A 15,262-nucleotide genomic window follows, 5' to 3' on the forward strand; every position below is an offset into this window, starting at 1 on the left:
CTCACGTGCCCGAACCGTCCCCGCGACCGTATCGGCGTTGCGCGGTAGATCACCGGGCGGGCGGGTAGGGGATCCCGGCGGACGGCCGGTCCACGCGGAGGAGGTACGTCGATGACGGCGCAGACACCACCGGGCACGCCCCTGTGGCGGCAGGCGTTCGACGCCGCCGAGAAGCGGGTGACCCCGCACGCCGAGGAACTGGTGCGCACGCCGTACTTCGCCACCGGGGTCGGCCTGCTGCGTCGCGCGCAGAACATCGCCAAGGACACCGCCCGCGGCGTGTCCGCGCGCGCCTGGCACCTGGTCAACCTGCCTGCGGGGACCGACCTCGCCCGGCTGCGCGCCCAGCTCGGCGCGCTCGACCGCGAGGTCCGGCGGCTGACCGTGCAACTGGAGAACGAGCGCCGCCGCCCCCTGACGTCCGACGTCCCGACCACAGCGACCTCGGAGGAACCCGATGCCCACGGTGCCCAGCCCACAGGCAGTCCTCGACCGCGTCCGGCGCGACGTGGAGCGCAACGCCCTCCGCGCTCGTAACGGCATCAAGCTCGTCGCCGGCGTCGACCGGCCCGGCGTCGGGCTCACGCCCAAGGACGTCGTCTGGGAGCGCGGCCGCACCCAGCTGTGGCACTACCGCAGCGACAAGGTGAAGTACTCGCCGCCGCTGCTCATCGTGTTCAGCCTGATCAGCCGCAGCTACATCCTCGACCTGACGCCGGGCAACAGCTTCATCGAGCAACTGCTCGACGCCGGCTTCGACGTCTACATGGTCGACTGGGGCGAGCCCGACGAGCGGGACGCGCAGAACCGGCTCGAGGACTACGTCGACGACTACATCCCCGCCGCCGTCGACCGGGTGCGGGAGCTGTCGGGCGCCGACGAGGTGAACCTCTTCGGCTACTGCTTCGGCGGCGACCTGACCCTGCTCTACGCCGCGCACCACCCCGACGCCCCGGTGCGCAGCCTCACCGTGCTGGCCACCCCGGTGGACTTCACGAAGATGGGCCCGATGTCGGACATCTTCCGCAACAGCGGCCTGGAGGTCGACGACGTCGTCGACGAGGACGGCAACGTGCCGCCGCGGGTCGTCGTCCAGGGGTTCAAGACGCTCACCCCCACCGCCGACGTCACCCGGTACGTGACGCTGTGGGAGCGGCTCTGGAGCGACGAGTACGTGTCGGCCTACCAGGCGATGACCGGCTGGTCCGACGACCACATCCCGTTCCCCGGCGCGGCCGCCCGCGAGACGGTGCAGATGCTGGTGCGCGACAACGCGATGGTCACCGACCGGCTCTCCGTGGGCGGTGACCCCGTGCACCTGTCCGACATCCGGCTGCCGTTCCTCACCGTGCGCGCCGACCGCGACCACATCGTCCCGCCGGAGGCGACCGAGGCGCTGATCGACCTGGTCGGGTCCGAGGACAAGCACGAACTGCGGCTGCACGCCGGACACATGGGCCTGGTCGTCGGCCGGACGGCGGCCAAGACCACGGTGCCGGAGATCATCGGCTTCCTCCGGAAGCGCAGCGACGAGGTCGGGGAGGACTGAGCGTGGACCGGACCGTGGAGATCGTCGAGCTCGAGTCGGCGCACTGCGACGCCCTGCTGCGCTTCTTCGGCAGCCTGCCGGAGGGCGACCTGACCTTCATCGAGGAGGCGGTCACCGACCCCGACGTCGTCCGGTCGTGGGCGTCGGGCGCCTCCGGGGGACGCCGGTTCGTGGCCCTCGACGGCTCACCTGACGCCCCGGAGATCGCCGGCTACGTGGCGGTGCGCCCGCTGCCGGGCTGGTCCTCGCACGTCGGCGAGGTCCGGCTGGTCGTCTCCCCCGCCAGCCGCGGTTCGGGCCTGGGCCGGCAGCTGGCCCGCCAGGCGCTGGTGACGGCGGTCGGCGACGGGCTGACCAAGCTGGTCGTGGAGGTCGTCGCCGAGCAGGGCGCGGCCCTCGCGCTGTTCACCGCCCTGGGCTTCACCGGGGAGGCGCTGCTGCGCGACCACATCCGCGACCGCGAGGGCAACCTGCGCGACCTCATGGTGCTGGCCCACCACGTCGACGAGACCTGGGCCGGCATGGCCACCGTCGGCCTCGACGAGGCACTCGGCCAGGACCTCAGCTGAGGAGCTCGGTGACCCGGCCGCCGTCGACGGCGATGCGCCGGGTGGTGGCCACCGCCTCGAGCATCCGGCGGTCGTGGGTGACCAGGAGCAGCGTGCCCGGGTAGGCCGCCAGCGCCGACTCCAGCTGCTCGATGGCCGGCAGGTCGAGGTGGTTGGTCGGCTCGTCGAGGACCAGCACGTTCACCCCGCGGGCCTGCAGCAGCGCCAGCGCCGCGCGGGTGCGCTCGCCCGGCGAGAGCGTGGCCGCGGTCCGCAGCACGTGCTCGGCGGTCAGGCCGAACTTGGCCAGCAGCGTGCGCACCTCGGCGGTGGGCCAGTCGGGCACCTCCGCGCCGAAGGCGTCGAGCAGCCGCCGGTCACCGGTGAACAGCCCGCGGGCCTGGTCGACCTCGCCCAGCCGCACCGCGGGTCCCAGCGAGGCGGCGCCGGCGTCCAGCGGCACCCGGCCCAGCAGCGCGCCGAGCAGCGTCGTCTTCCCCGACCCGTTCGGCCCGGTGATCGCCAGCCGGTCGCCCCAGTCGACCTGCAGGCTCACCGGCCCGAGGGTGAAGTGCCCGCGCCGCACGACGGCGTCGCGCAGGGTGGCGACGACGGCCCCGGCGCGCGGCGCGGCGGCGATGGTCATCCGCAGCTCCCACTCCTTGCGGGGCTCCTCGACCACCTCCAGCCGCTCGATCCGCCGCTCGGTCTGCTTGGCCTTGGCGCCCTGCTTCTCCGCCGTCGACCGGTTGTGCGCCTTGATGTGCTTGTCGGGGTCCTTCTGCTTCTTCACCGCGTCCCGGACGCCCTTGGCCAGCCAGTTGCGCTGCATCCGGGCGCGGGCCTCCAGCTCGGCCTTCGTCTCGGCGAACTCCTCGTACTCCTCGCGCGCGTGCCGGCGGGCCACCTCGCGCTCGGCCAGGTAGGCCTCGTAGCCGCCGTCGACGACGCGCACCAGCTGCTGGGCCAGGTCGAGCTCGACGACGCGGGTGACCGTGCGGGCGAGGAACTCGCGGTCGTGGCTGACCAGCACGATGCCGCTGCGCGTGCCGGCGACGAAGGCCTCCAGTTGCTCGAGCCCGGTGAGGTCGAGGTCGTTGGTGGGCTCGTCGAGCAGCAGCAGGTCGTAGCGGGACAGCAGCAGCGCGGCCAGCCCGACCCGCGCCGCCTGCCCGCCGGACAGCGCGGGCATCGCCGCGTCCGGCGCCACGCCGGGCGCGACCTCGGCCAGCACCTGCTCGAGCCGCTCGTCGAGGTCGGCGCCGCCCAGGGCCAGCCAGCGCTCCAGCGCCTCGGCGTAGGCGTCGTCGGCACCGGGGCGGCCCTCGGTGAGGTCGGCGGTGGCGGCGTCGAGGGCCGCCTGCGCGGCGGTCACGCCGGTGCGCCGGGCGAGCGCGGCGGCCACCGTCTCGCCCTCGCGCCGCTCGCGCTCCTGCGGCAGGGCGCCGACGGTCGCCGTGGGCGGGCTCAGCGTGATCGAGCCGGAGCCGGCGGGCAGCTCGCCGGCCAGCGTGCGCAGCAGGGTGGACTTGCCGGCGCCGTTGACGCCGACCAGGCCGACGACGTCACCGGGCGCGACGACGAGGTCGAGGCCGGAGAAGAGGACGCGGGCGCCGTGGCCGGCGGCCAGGCCGCGCGCGACGAGGGTGGCGCTCATGGAGGTGCTCCCGGGAGGACGGAACGGTCAGCGGTCGACGTCGTCTCCGGCTCACAGCACGTGGCCACGGTAGCGCGCGGCACGGTCAGGCGTCGCGCGCGTTCCCGCCCAGCGGGTCGTCGTCGGGGTCGTCCTCGGCGGCCAGCACCTCGTCGGCCATCTCGTCGAGCATCTCCTCGAGCGCGATGTCCTCGTCGTCCCCGGGCCGTCGGCGGACCAGCCACGGCTGCAGGTGGTCGTAGCCGCGCACCGACACCCGCCGCAGCGGCCGCACCCGGTACCCCGGCACGCCGCGCAGGCGCCGGGCGAGCTCGCGGTCGACCAGCACCGTGCCGGCGTGCGCGACCGACGTCAGCCGGCTGGCCAGGTTGACCACCGGCGAGTAGACGTCGCCGAGCCGGGTGAGCACCGTGCCGTAGGCCGCGCCCACCCGCAGCGGCGGCCGGTCGGGGGCGTCCCAGGCCTCGGGCAGGGTCAGCCCGATCTCGACGGCGTCGACGGCCGAGGCCGCGGTGAACAGCACGCCGTCGCCGACGGTCTTGACCACCCGGCCGTGCGAGCGGGCGATGACCTCGGTCGCCGTCGCCTCGAACGCCTCGACCATCGCGCCGAGCTCGCGGCCGGCCATGCCGCGCGAGCGAGTGGTGTAGCCGACCAGGTCGGCGAAGCCGACGGCGAGCTCGCGGCGGTCACCGGGCTCCCCGGCACCCAGGAGGCGGTCGATGTTGGCCGCCAGGTGCCGGCGCCACACGTAGTCCTGCGTGCGGGCCAGCAGCGGCAGCAGGACCTCGGCCGCGGCGACCGGGTCGACGGCGTCGGGGCCGTGCTCGCGGGCCTGCCGGACGAGGGTGTCGGCGAGCAGGTCGGTCTGCCAGTCGGCCAGCCGGGACAGCGCCTGCCCGGTCGCGCGGGCGATCGAGGCCTCGGTGTCGGGGTCGACGAAGCCGGAGTCGATGAGCGCCGAGAGGGTGCCCAGCGCCCCGACGTCGGCGAGGGTGAAGGCGGGGTCGTCGTCGGCGACGTCGGGGAAGCCCAGCGCGCGCCACAGCCGCTGCGTGCGCTCCGGCGGCATGCCGGCCGCCGCGGCCACCTCCAGCCGGGTCAGCCGGCGCTGCCCGCCGAGCAGCAGCCGCTCGAGCGCATCGTGCACGGCGGCGCGGTCGGCGTCGCCCGGCTGGGGTCCGGCGGGGTCCACGACGGGTCCCGGGTCAGCCCGTCGTGTGGACGACGAGCACGTCGCAGTCCGAGCGGCGCGTGGCGTCGGCGGGCACCGAGCCCAGCAGCCGGCCCTTGACGCTGTTGAGCCCGCGGTTGCCCACGACGAGCAGGTCGGCGTCCTCGCGGCGGACGACGTCGAGCAGCGCCTCCACCGGCGAGCCGACGACGGCGACCGTGCGGACCTCGCCGGCGCCGGCGGCCCGGGCGACGTCCCCCGCCTGCCGGACGGTGTCCTCGGCGGGGTGCGAGCCGACCACCTGGTAGGCCTCGTCGCGCAGCACGTCCCGGGCCCGCGACAGCTCCCGCTCGTCGACCTCGGCGGGGAGGTGGGCGCAGGCCACCACGAGGGTCGCCCCGCAGGCGCCGGCGAGGGCACCGGCCCGCGCGACCGCCCGCAGCGAGGACTCCGAGCCGTCGGTCCCGACCACCACCGTCCGATAGGCGCTCACGGCGCGCACTGTAGTGAGCGCACCGCCGGCCTGTGCCGCGGGTCACCCCGTGGTTGTACGGGGAAACGGCTGGTGGACGGCGGGTTGCCGGGCGGCGACAGGCGACGCGCCGTCGCGCCCGCCCCTCGGTGATCGGGCCGCCGTGGGCCAGGATGGCGGCTGCACGGGGACCGAGGACGAGGAGGACCGATGACCAGCGCGACTGCCGGGCACCCGAGGCCCGTGCGGGTCGAGGTGTCCGGTCTGAGCAAGACGTTCGGGACGGTGAAGGCGGTCTCCGACCTCGGCTTCACCGTGGAGCCCGGCTCGGTGACCGGCTTCCTGGGCCCCAACGGCGCGGGCAAGACCACGACCCTGCGGATGGTCCTCGGGCTCATCGCCCCCGACGCCGGCCGCGCGACCTTCGACGGCGTCCCCTACGCGGCCCTGCGCGAGCCGGTGCGCACCGTCGGCGCGGTCCTCGAGACCGCGTTCCACCCCGCCCGCTCCGGCCGCGACCACCTGCGCGTGTACTGCCGCGCCGCGGGCCTGCCGGTGACCCGCGCCGACGAGGTGCTCGACCGCGTGGGGCTCACCGCGGCCGGCCGGCGCCGCGCCGGCGGCTACTCCCTCGGCATGCGGCAGCGGCTGGCGCTGGCCACCGCGCTGCTCGGCGACCCGCCGGTGCTGGTCCTCGACGAGCCGGCCAACGGCCTGGACCCCGAGGGCATCCTCTGGCTGCGCGGCTTCCTGCGGCACCTGGCCCACGACGAGGGCCGCACGATCCTGGTCTCCAGCCACCTGCTGTCGGAGGTCGAGCAGACCGCCGACCGCGTCGTCATCGTCGGCGCCGGCCGGCTGGTGCGGCAGGGCTCGATCGCCGAGCTGCGCGAGGGCGCCACCGGCGGCAGCGTGCTGGCCCGCAGCCCCGACGCCGACCGGCTGGCCGCCGTCCTCGTCGAGGCCGGCATCGCCGCCACCCGCAGCGAGGACGGCCTGGTCACCTCCACCGGCACGACGCCGGCCGACGTCGGCGCCCGCGCGTTCGCCGCCGGGATCGAGCTGCACGAGCTGCGCGCCGAGGCCACCGGCCTCGAGGACCTCTACTTCCGGCTCACCGCCGGCCAGGAGCAGTTCGCCGCGGGCACGACCGCGCCGGGCGCGACTGCCCCGGGTGCGACCGCCGCGACCGCCGAGGGGGCCCTCCGATGACCGCGCTCGTCCGCGCCGAGTGGACCAAGCTGTTCACCACCCGCGTCTGGATCGGCCTGCTGCTGGGCGCCTGCCTCATGGCCGGCGGCTTCGCCGCGCTGTTCACCGGCCTGGCCGGCGCCGAGCCGGACGGTGGCCAGCCCGGGCTGCCGGCGGTGGGCACGCCGCAGTACGAGGAGGTCGTCTTCTCCGTCGCGGCCAACGCCAGCGTGCTGTTCCTGATCCTCGGCATCATCGGGATGACCCAGGAGTACCGGCACCGCACGGCGACGCCCACCTTCCTCACCACCCCGCGCCGCGGCCGCGTGGTCGCCGGCAAGCTGCTCGCCTACGGCGCCGCGGCCGTGCCGTTCGCGCTGCTCGTGCTCGCCGTCGTCGTCGGGGTGGTGCTGGTCTACGCCGGGGCGCGCGGGGCGGCGCCGTCGCTGGACGCCGACAACCTGCGGACGCTGGGCGCGGCCGGGCTGGTGCTCGTCGTGTTCGCCGTCATCGGCGTGGGCATCGGCGCGCTGCTGCGCAACCAGGTCGGCGCGATCGTCGGCGCGCTGGTCTACCTGTACGTGGCCGAGCCGATCATCTCCTCGATCGGCGCCATCCAGGGCGCCTACAAGTGGCTGCCCGGCGGGGCGGTGCAGGCGATCACGTCGGACTTCCAGGCGCCGGACCTCCTGGAGCCCTGGCAGGGCGGTCTGCTGCTGCTCGGCTACGGTCTGCTCGCGGCGCTGCTCGGCACCTTCCTCGCGGTCCGCCGCGACGTCGGCTGAGCCCACGCCGGCACGCCGGCACGACTCCCCCGCCCTGGGAGGCTCCCGCATGAGCACACCCCTGCCCACGCGCATGACCGCCTCGCGACTCGGCCGGCTCGTGGCCGACGGCGACGCCGACGCCGTGCGCGCCGCCGTCGCCGACAGCCCCCGTCTGCTGGCCGCCACCGCCGAGCGCGCCGGGGACGACGGCTGGACGCCCCTGCACCTCGCCGTTGCGCAGGGCCGCGAGGACGTCGTCCGCGTGCTCGTGGACGCCGGCGCGGACCCCGGCGCCCGCACCGGGTCGGGCCGGACACCGCTGCACGTGGCGGTCGAGTACGCCCCGCACCTCGTCGGCGTCCTCACCGGCCTGGGCGCCGACGTCGACGCGGCGGCCGCCGCCTACCTCGACGACGCCGACCGGCTCGCCGCCGAGCTCGACGGCGGCGCGCCGCTGCACGATGCCGCCGGCGGCTGGGACCTGCTGACCGTCGCCGCGGCCGGCGGTGCCGCGCGCACGCTGCGCCTGCTGCTCGACCGCGGCGCCGACCCCGACGGCGGGGCGCTGGCCGCCGCGGCCGGGGCCTGCCGGCCGGACCTGGTGCGGGTGCTGCTGGACGCCGGCGCCACCGTCGGCCGCCGGGACCCCGACACCGGCCGCACCGCGCTGCACGAGGCCGTCGCGGCCGGTCCGGGCGGCGACGCGCCCGAGGTGGTGCGGCTCCTGGTGGCCGCCGGCGCCGACGTCAACGCCACCACCAGCGACGGCGCGAGCGCCCTCGACATCGGCCGGGTCGCCGCGGCCCGCCACCGGCGCGACGCAGGTCAGGCGGGCGCGCGCGACGCGCTGGTCGACCTGCTCGTCGCCTCCGGCGCCACCGACTGACCCGGCAGGCCACGGGCGCGGACGGCCTGCTCCGCGCGGTTCCGGGGAAACGGACGGGCGTAGACTCCGACCCCGGTCCAGCGACGTCCACCGACGACGAAGAAGGCACTCGCCCCGTGTCACGCGACAACTCATCCCGGCCGTCCACCACCTCGTCCTCCTCCGCGGTGGCGGGCTTCGGCACCAACGAGTGGCTGGTCGAGGAGATGTACCAGCAGTACCTCGCCGACCCGTCCAGCGTGGACCAGGCCTGGCACGAGTTCTTCGCCGACTACCGGCCGGGCAGCCCGGTCGCCGCCAGCGACGACCGCGAGCAGGCCCCCGCCGCCGCCCCGGCGGGCGACGGCACCGCCGGCAACGGGTCCGCCGCGAAGGCCACGCCGGCCCCCGTGGCCGCCGCCACCTCCCCCGAGCGCCCGGCCGTGGCCGACGCCGAGGGCTCGGCCACCCGGCCCAGCAGCCCCGCCGTCGCCCCCGGCGCGCCGGAGCCCACGCCGCGCTCGACCCGCGTGCCCGAGCGCACCGAGGCGACCGTCGTCGACCGGGCCGCCGACCGCGCCGACCAGAAGGCCCCCGCCGCCCCGGCGCCCAAGCCCGCCCCGGCGCCGGCCGCCGGGGCCTCCGACGGGCCGAAGCGGACGCCGCTGCGCGGTGCCGCGGCGAGCGTCGTCAAGAACATGAACGCCTCGCTCACCGTCCCGACGGCGACGAGCGTGCGCGCGGTGCCGGCCAAGCTGCTGGCCGACAACCGCATCGTCCTGAACAACCACCTGAAGCGCTCGCGCGGCGGGAAGGTCTCGTTCACCCACCTGATCGGCTACGCGCTGGTCCGGGCGCTCGACGACTTCCCGAACATGAACGCCGCGTTCGCCGAGGTCGACGGCAAGCCGACCCTCGTGCAGCCCGAGCACGTCAACTTCGGCCTGGCCATCGACCTGCCCAAGTCCGACGGCTCCCGCTCGCTCGTCGTCGCCTCGATCAAGGGCGCCGAGCAGATGGACTTCGCCCAGTTCTGGGGCGCCTACGAGGACGTCATCCGCCGCGCCCGCGCCGGCAAGCTGACCCTCGAGGACTTCCAGGGCACCACGATCAGCCTCACCAACCCCGGCACCATCGGCACCGTCCACTCGGTGCCGCGGCTGACCGCCGGGCAGGGCGCGATCATCGGCGTCGGGGCCATGGAGTACCCGGCCGAGTTCCAGGGGATGAGCCCCGAGGCGCTGACCGAGCTCGGCATCTCCAAGATCATCACGCTGACCTCGACCTACGACCACCGGATCATCCAGGGCGCCGAGTCCGGCGACTTCCTGCGCCGGCTGCACGCGCTGCTGCTGGGCGAGGACGGCTTCTACGACGACGTCTTCCGGTCGCTGCGCTGCCCCTACGAGCCGGTGCGCTGGATGCCGGACGTGCGGGTCAGCCGCGAGGGCGAGATCGACAAGGAAGCCCGGGTCATCGAGGTCATCGAGGCCTACCGGCGCAACGGCCACCTGCTGGCCGACACCGACCCGCTCGAGTTCAAGGTCCGCAGCCACCCCGACCTGGACATCCTCCAGCACGGTCTGACGCTGTGGGACCTCGACCGCACCTTCCCCGTGGGCGGCTTCGCCGGCGAGAAGGTCATGGCCCTGCGCGACATCCTGGGCGTGCTGCGCAACTCCTACTGCCGCACGGTCGGCGTGGAGTACATGCACATCACCGACCCCGAGGAGCGCGACTGGCTCCAGAAGCGCATCGAGGTCAAGGCCGAGCAGCCCGACCGCGAGAAGCAGAAGCACATCCTGGGCCGGCTCAACGCCGCCGAGGCCTTCGAGACCTTCCTGCAGACCAAGTACGTCGGGCAGAAGCGGTTCAGCCTCGAGGGTGGCGAGTCGGTCATCCCGATCCTCGACGAGGTCCTCATCGCCGGGACCGACCACGACCTCGACGAGGTCGCGATCGGCATGGCCCACCGCGGCCGGCTCAACGTGCTGGCCAACGTGCTCGGCAAGAGCTACGCCAAGATCTTCGGCGAGTTCGAGGGCAACATCGACCCCGGCACCGTCCAGGGCTCCGGCGACGTGAAGTACCACCTCGGCGCCGAGGGCACGTTCGAGAACCCCTTCCGCTCCGGCGCGCAGATCGACGTCACGCTGGCCAGCAACCCCTCGCACCTGGAGACGGTCAACCCCGTCCTCGAGGGCGTCGTGCGCGCCAAGCAGGACATGATCGACAAGGGCGAGCACGGCTTCACCGTCCTGCCGGTGCTGCTGCACGGCGACTCTGCCTTCGCCGGCCAGGGCGTCGTCCAGGAGACCCTGAACCTGTCCCAACTGCGCGGCTACCGCACCGGCGGCACCGTGCACGTGGTCATCAACAACCAGGTCGGCTTCACCACCAGCCCGGCCGCGGCGCGTTCGAGCCTCTACTCGACCGACGTCGCGCGGATGGTCAACGCGCCGGTCTTCCACGTCAACGGCGACGACCCCGAGGCGTGCGTGCGGGTGGCGCGGCTGGCCGTCGAGTACCGGCAGGCGTTCAAGAAGGACGTCGTCATCGACCTCGTCTGCTACCGCCGCCGCGGGCACAACGAGGGCGACGACCCGTCGATGACCCAGCCGCTGATGTACGACATCATCGACCGCAAGCGCTCGGTCCGGAAGCTCTACACCGAGGCGCTGGTCGGCCGCGGCGACATCACGCTGCAGGAGGCCGAGGAGGCTCTCAAGGACTACCGCGGCCAGCTCGAGCGGGCGTTCGCCGAGACCCACGACGCCACCGAGACGCCGAAGCCGCAGCCGGCGATGGACCAGCCGGCCCAGCAGGTCTCCACCGTCGCCACCGCCATCTCGGCCGAGGTGATGAAGGCGATCGGCGACGCGCACGTCTCGCTGCCGCAGGACTTCTCCGCGCACCCGAAGCTCAAGCGGATGCTCGAGCGGCGCGCGGCGATGGTCAGCGAGGGCGGCATCGACTGGGCGATGGGCGAGCTGCTCGCCTTCGGCTCGCTGCTCATGCAGGGCGTGCCGGTGCGCCTGGCCGGCCAGGACTCGCGCCGCGGCACCTTCGTGCAGCGGCACGCGGTGCTCATCGACCGGGAGACCGCCGGCGAGTACACGCCGCTGTCCCACCTGTCCGAGGAGCAGGCGAAGTTCTTCGTCTACGACTCGCTGCTCAGCGAGTACGCCGCGCTCGGCTTCGAGTACGGCTACTCGGTGGCCAACCCGAAGGCGCTGGTGCTCTGGGAGGCGCAGTTCGGCGACTTCGTCGACGGCGCGCAGATGGTCATCGACGAGTACATCTCCTCCGGCGAGGCCAAGTGGGGCCAGCGCTCGGGCGTGGTGCTGCTCCTGCCGCACGGCCTCGAGGGCCAGGGCCCGGACCACTCCAGCGGCCGCATCGAGCGGTTCCTGCAGCTGTCGGCGGAGAACAACATCACCGTCGCCAACTGCTCGACGCCGGGCAACTACTTCCACCTGCTGCGCCGCCAGGCGCTCTCCGACGTGCACCGGCCGCTGGTCGTGTTCACGCCGAAGTCGCTGCTGCGGGCGAAGGTCGCGGTCAGCCCGGTCTCGGACTTCACCGACGAGGGCTTCCGCCCGGTGCTCGGCGACCCGGGCGTGGGCGGCGAGCCGCTCGACGACGCCGCGGTGCGCCGGGTCCTGCTGTGCAGCGGCAAGGTCGCCTACGACCTGCTCGCCGCGCGGGAGGCCGAGGGCCGCGCCGACACCGCCGTGCTGCGGGTCGAGCAGCTCTACCCGCTGCCGGCCGAGCAGATCCGCACCGCCCTCGACCGGTACCCGAACGCCGAGGACCTGGTCTGGGTGCAGGAGGAGCCGGCGAACATGGGCGGCTGGTCGTTCATGGCGCTCAACCTGCCCGAGCACCTCGACGGCCGGACGCTGCGGCGGGTCAGCCGGAAGGCCTCGGCCAGCCCGGCGGTCGGCTCGGCCAAGGTGCACGAGGTCGAGCAGAAGGAGCTCGTCGCCCAGGCCCTCGCCGGCTGAGGGTGGCCCGTGTACTTCACTGATCGGGGCCTGGAGGAGCTGGCCGACCGGCGGGGCGGGGAGCAGGTCACCCTCGCCTGGCTGGCCGACCAGCTGCAGGCCTTCGTCGACCAGCACCCCGACTTCGAGGTGCCGATCGAGCGGCTGGCCACCTGGCTGGCCCGCGGCGGCACCGACGACGTCGACGACGACCTGGACTGAACGACCGGGCACCGGGCACCGCGCGGAACGGGGGCGCCCCGCTGGACCAGCAGGTCCCGCGGGGCGCCCCCGTCGGCGTTCGGCCCCCGTCCGGAGCGCCTCCCCCGCTCCCGGCCCGGTGGGCGGGACGCTGCGCACGTGCTCGGTCACTCGCACGCCCTCTCCGGCCTCGCCGCGGGCGCGGCGACCCTCCCCTGGGCCCCCGTCGAGGGCACCGTCGCCCAGGTCGCCTGGGTCGCCGCCGCCGGCGGGTTCGCCATGCTGCCCGACCTCGACCACAGCGGCTCCACGGTCTCGGACATGTGGGGCCCGGTGACCGACGTCCCCTCCGGGGCGGTCGGCCGGCTGGCCGGCGGGCACCGCTGGGGCACCCACGACGCGCTCCTCGCACCGCTGGCCTTCGGGGCGCTGGCGCTCGCGGCGGCCAACCTGTTCTGGTCGAGCCTCGTGGTGATGGCGCTGGCGATCGGGCTGGCACTGCGGGCACTGCACTTCGTCATCCCCGGCCGCGCGGAGAACACCGTCGTCGGCAACCTGGTGCTGTCCTTCGGCGGCGCCTGGCTGCTGCTCGCGCACTCCCCCCAGCCGATGTGGCTGCCGGCCGCGGTGGGGCTCGGCGTCCTCACGCACATCGCCGGGGACCTGATCACCAAGCAGGGCGTGCCGCTGCCGGTGCTGTGGCTGGCCAAGCGCAAGCGGATCGCGCTCACGCCCATGCGCACCGGGACCACGCTGGAGAAGGCGGTGCTCGCGCCGCTGTTCCTCGGCGTCGCGGTGTGGTTCGTCTACGCCAACACCGGCGCGCGCGAGGCGCTGGACCCCTACCTGCAGGGCCTGCTCAGCCTCGGATGACGCCCGACGGCGCTAGCGTGCCCGGACGATGACCGACGTCCGCTCCGCGCAGCGCTGGTGGCTGCCGCTGCTGCGCGCCCTCCCGCGCGTGGTGGCCGCCGCGCTGTGGACCGCCGTCGACACCGGCCGGCCCCCGTGGCGGCCCCGCCGGCGGCGGTGGGACCGCGCGCTGCTGCTGGTGGCCGTCGTCTACGCCTTCGTCGTCGCGACGACGACCTCGGGGTCCGGCGAGGAGCGGCTCAGCGGCGGTCTGTTCCCCCTGTGCGCCGCGCCGCTGCTGCTGGGCCTCGTCCTCGCGGTGCGGCGGCCGCTGGACGGCTGGCGGCTGTCGCTGCTGGGCCTGGTCCTCACCGGCTACGTGCTGCCCCCTCCCCCGGCGCCGGCGCCGGTCCTGGAGGGCTGGCAGTGGCTGCTCTGGTGCCCGCTGCTGCTCGCCGCGGCATGGGCCTCGGCACGGCGGGTCAGCGTCGGCGTGGCCGTCGTCTCGCTGGTGCTCGTGACCGTGCTGGGCGCGACCACCCCCTGGCCGGTCGACCTGCGGCTGACGCTGCCGATCGCCTACGTCGGTGTCCTGGCACCGCTGGTCGTGGGCGGCAGCCTCGGCGCCCGGTGGGACGCCCGCCGCGCGCTGGAGGCCGAGCAGGCCCGGACGGCGGAGGCGCAGGCCGCCCGCGGCGCGCTGGCCGAGCGGGCCCGGATCGCCCGGGAGATGCACGACGTCGTCGCCCACCACCTGTCGCTGATCGCCGTGCGCTGCGAGACCGCGCCCTACCGGCTCGCGCCGCTCGACGAGCGCGCCGGGACCGAGCTCGCCGAGGTGGCCGGCACCGCGCGCTCGGCGCTGACCGAGCTGCAGCGGCTGCTGGGCGTGCTGCGCACCGAGGACGAGTCCGCCGAGCGGGCACCGCAGCCGGGCACCGCCGACCTGGCCGAGCTGTTCGCCGGTGTCCGGGCGGCGGGCACCGACCTGGAGGTCTCCGTCGAGGACGTCGACCTGCCCGACATCCTCGGCCTGACCGTCTACCGGATCGTGCAGCAGGCGGTGTCCAACGCCGCCCAGCACGCGCCCGGCGCGCCGGTGCGGGTGACGGTGGCCCGCGCGGACGGCGTCCTGCGGGTCGAGGTGGTCAACGGCGCCGGCCGGGCCCCGGGCACCCCCGGCGCCGGGGCCGGGCTGGCCGGGATGCGCGAGCGTGCCGAGCTGCACGGTGGCCGGCTGACCGCGGGCCCGACCCCCGACGCCGGGTTCCGGGTCCTCGCCGAGCTGCCGCTGGCGGAGGTCGCGCGGTGATCCGGGTGGTGCTGGTCGACGACCAGGAGATGGTCCGCGAGGGCTTCGCCGCGCTGCTCGGCGCCCAGCCCGACATCGAGGTGGTCGGCACGGCCGGCGACGGCGCCGCCGCGCTGCGCACCCACGCCGAGCTGGTCGCCGCGGGCCGCACGCCCGACGTCGTCCTCATGGACGTGCGGATGCCGGTGCTCGACGGGCTGGAGGCCACGCGCACCCTCCTGGCCGGCGACGGGCCGCACCCGCGGGTGCTGGTCCTCACCACCTTCGACCTCGACGACTACGTCTACGACGCGCTGCGCGCCGGGGCGAGCGGCTTCCTGCTCAAGCACGCCCCCGCCGCGGAGCTGCTGCACGCCGTCCGCGTGGTCGCGGCCGGGGACGCGCTGCTCGCGCCGGCCGTCACCCGCCGGCTGATCGCCGACTTCGTCGCCGCCCGCCCGGTGGCCCCGGCCCCCACCCGGCCGCAGGTGCTCGCGGCGCTCACCGAGCGGGAGGCCGAGGTGCTCGGGCTGGTGGCCCGGGGGCTGTCGAACACCGAGATCGCCGCGTCCCTGGTGCTCGCCGAGCAGACGGTGAAGACCCACGTGAGCCGGGTGCTCACCAAGCTCGGGCTGCGCGACCGGGCGCAGGCGGTGGTACTGGCGTACGAGACCGGGCTGGTCGCACCGGGCTCCTGAGTACCCGGGTA

Annotated in this window: 14 protein-coding genes; 11 read left to right on the forward strand and 3 right to left on the reverse strand. The window is 75.1% G+C overall.

What is annotated here, in order from left to right:
• The first annotated feature begins 111 nt into the window (after positions 1-111).
• The 3 genes from FN207_RS14640 to FN207_RS14650 are packed head-to-tail and all read left to right on the forward strand — an operon-like array spanning position 112 to position 2,118.
• On the forward strand, positions 112-537 hold the full coding sequence (locus FN207_RS14640) for a hypothetical protein (protein WP_142459215.1): 426 nt from the start codon (positions 112-114) through the stop codon (positions 535-537).
• Positions 458-1,549, forward strand: a complete 1,092-nt coding sequence (locus FN207_RS14645) for a PHA/PHB synthase family protein (RefSeq protein ID WP_142459216.1) — start codon at positions 458-460, stop codon at positions 1,547-1,549. The genes FN207_RS14640 and FN207_RS14645 overlap by 80 nt, the downstream gene beginning before the upstream one ends.
• Before the next feature lie 2 nt (positions 1,550-1,551).
• The gene (locus tag FN207_RS14650; protein WP_246066063.1) at positions 1,552-2,118 is read left to right on the forward strand and encodes a GNAT family N-acetyltransferase; all 567 of its coding nucleotides are present in this window, start codon (positions 1,552-1,554) and stop codon (positions 2,116-2,118) included.
• Here FN207_RS14650 and FN207_RS14655 read toward each other — a convergent pair.
• The 3 genes from FN207_RS14655 to FN207_RS14670 all read right to left on the reverse strand — a co-directional run bounded on the left by FN207_RS14655 (position 2,111) and on the right by FN207_RS14670 (position 5,421).
• Positions 2,111-3,754: an ABC-F family ATP-binding cassette domain-containing protein gene (locus FN207_RS14655; protein ID WP_142459217.1), complete on the reverse strand. Its 1,644-nt coding sequence runs from the start codon at positions 3,752-3,754 to the stop codon at positions 2,111-2,113. The genes FN207_RS14650 and FN207_RS14655 overlap by 8 nt on opposite strands.
• 85 nt (positions 3,755-3,839) lie before the next feature.
• Positions 3,840-4,949 (reverse strand): adenylate/guanylate cyclase domain-containing protein, encoded by a 1,110-nt coding sequence (locus tag FN207_RS14665; RefSeq protein ID WP_142459218.1) that lies wholly within the window; start codon positions 4,947-4,949, stop codon positions 3,840-3,842.
• Positions 4,950-4,962: 13 nt separating this feature from the next.
• Positions 4,963-5,421, reverse strand: coding sequence for a universal stress protein (locus FN207_RS14670; protein WP_142459219.1), 459 nt, complete (start codon positions 5,419-5,421; stop codon positions 4,963-4,965).
• 189 nt (positions 5,422-5,610) lie between these two features.
• On the opposite strand from FN207_RS14670, the gene FN207_RS14675 reads away from it, so the two are divergent.
• The 8 genes from FN207_RS14675 to FN207_RS14710 all read left to right on the forward strand — a co-directional run bounded on the left by FN207_RS14675 (position 5,611) and on the right by FN207_RS14710 (position 15,251).
• Entirely contained in the window at positions 5,611-6,612 is a 1,002-nt protein-coding gene (locus FN207_RS14675; RefSeq protein ID WP_142459220.1) for an ABC transporter ATP-binding protein, read from the forward strand.
• Positions 6,609-7,376, forward strand: coding sequence for an ABC transporter permease (locus tag FN207_RS14680; RefSeq protein WP_142459221.1), 768 nt, complete (start codon positions 6,609-6,611; stop codon positions 7,374-7,376). Before FN207_RS14675 ends, FN207_RS14680 begins: the two co-directional genes overlap by 4 nt.
• Before the next feature lie 49 nt (positions 7,377-7,425).
• Positions 7,426-8,244, forward strand: coding sequence for an ankyrin repeat domain-containing protein (locus FN207_RS14685; RefSeq protein ID WP_246066064.1), 819 nt, complete (start codon positions 7,426-7,428; stop codon positions 8,242-8,244).
• Positions 8,245-8,360: 116 nt separating this feature from the next.
• Entirely contained in the window at positions 8,361-12,230 is a 3,870-nt protein-coding gene (locus FN207_RS14690) for a multifunctional oxoglutarate decarboxylase/oxoglutarate dehydrogenase thiamine pyrophosphate-binding subunit/dihydrolipoyllysine-residue succinyltransferase subunit (RefSeq protein ID WP_142459222.1), read from the forward strand.
• Positions 12,231-12,239: 9 nt separating this feature from the next.
• Positions 12,240-12,431: a DUF6104 family protein gene (locus tag FN207_RS14695; protein WP_110905470.1), complete on the forward strand. Its 192-nt coding sequence runs from the start codon at positions 12,240-12,242 to the stop codon at positions 12,429-12,431.
• 138 nt (positions 12,432-12,569) lie between these two features.
• The gene (locus tag FN207_RS14700; protein ID WP_142459223.1) at positions 12,570-13,283 is read left to right on the forward strand and encodes a metal-dependent hydrolase; all 714 of its coding nucleotides are present in this window, start codon (positions 12,570-12,572) and stop codon (positions 13,281-13,283) included.
• 28 nt (positions 13,284-13,311) lie between these two features.
• Complete coding sequence (locus FN207_RS14705; RefSeq protein ID WP_142459224.1) at positions 13,312-14,574, forward strand: sensor histidine kinase; 1,263 nt, start codon at positions 13,312-13,314, stop codon at positions 14,572-14,574.
• Entirely contained in the window at positions 14,571-15,251 is a 681-nt protein-coding gene (locus FN207_RS14710) for a response regulator (protein ID WP_142459225.1), read from the forward strand. Before FN207_RS14705 ends, FN207_RS14710 begins: the two co-directional genes overlap by 4 nt.
• Positions 15,252-15,262: the final 11 nt, after the last annotated feature.

Origin of the sequence: Geodermatophilus aquaeductus (assembly GCF_900182545.1) — a bacterium.
GTDB classification, from domain to species: Bacteria; Actinomycetota; Actinomycetes; order Mycobacteriales; family Geodermatophilaceae; genus Geodermatophilus; species Geodermatophilus aquaeductus.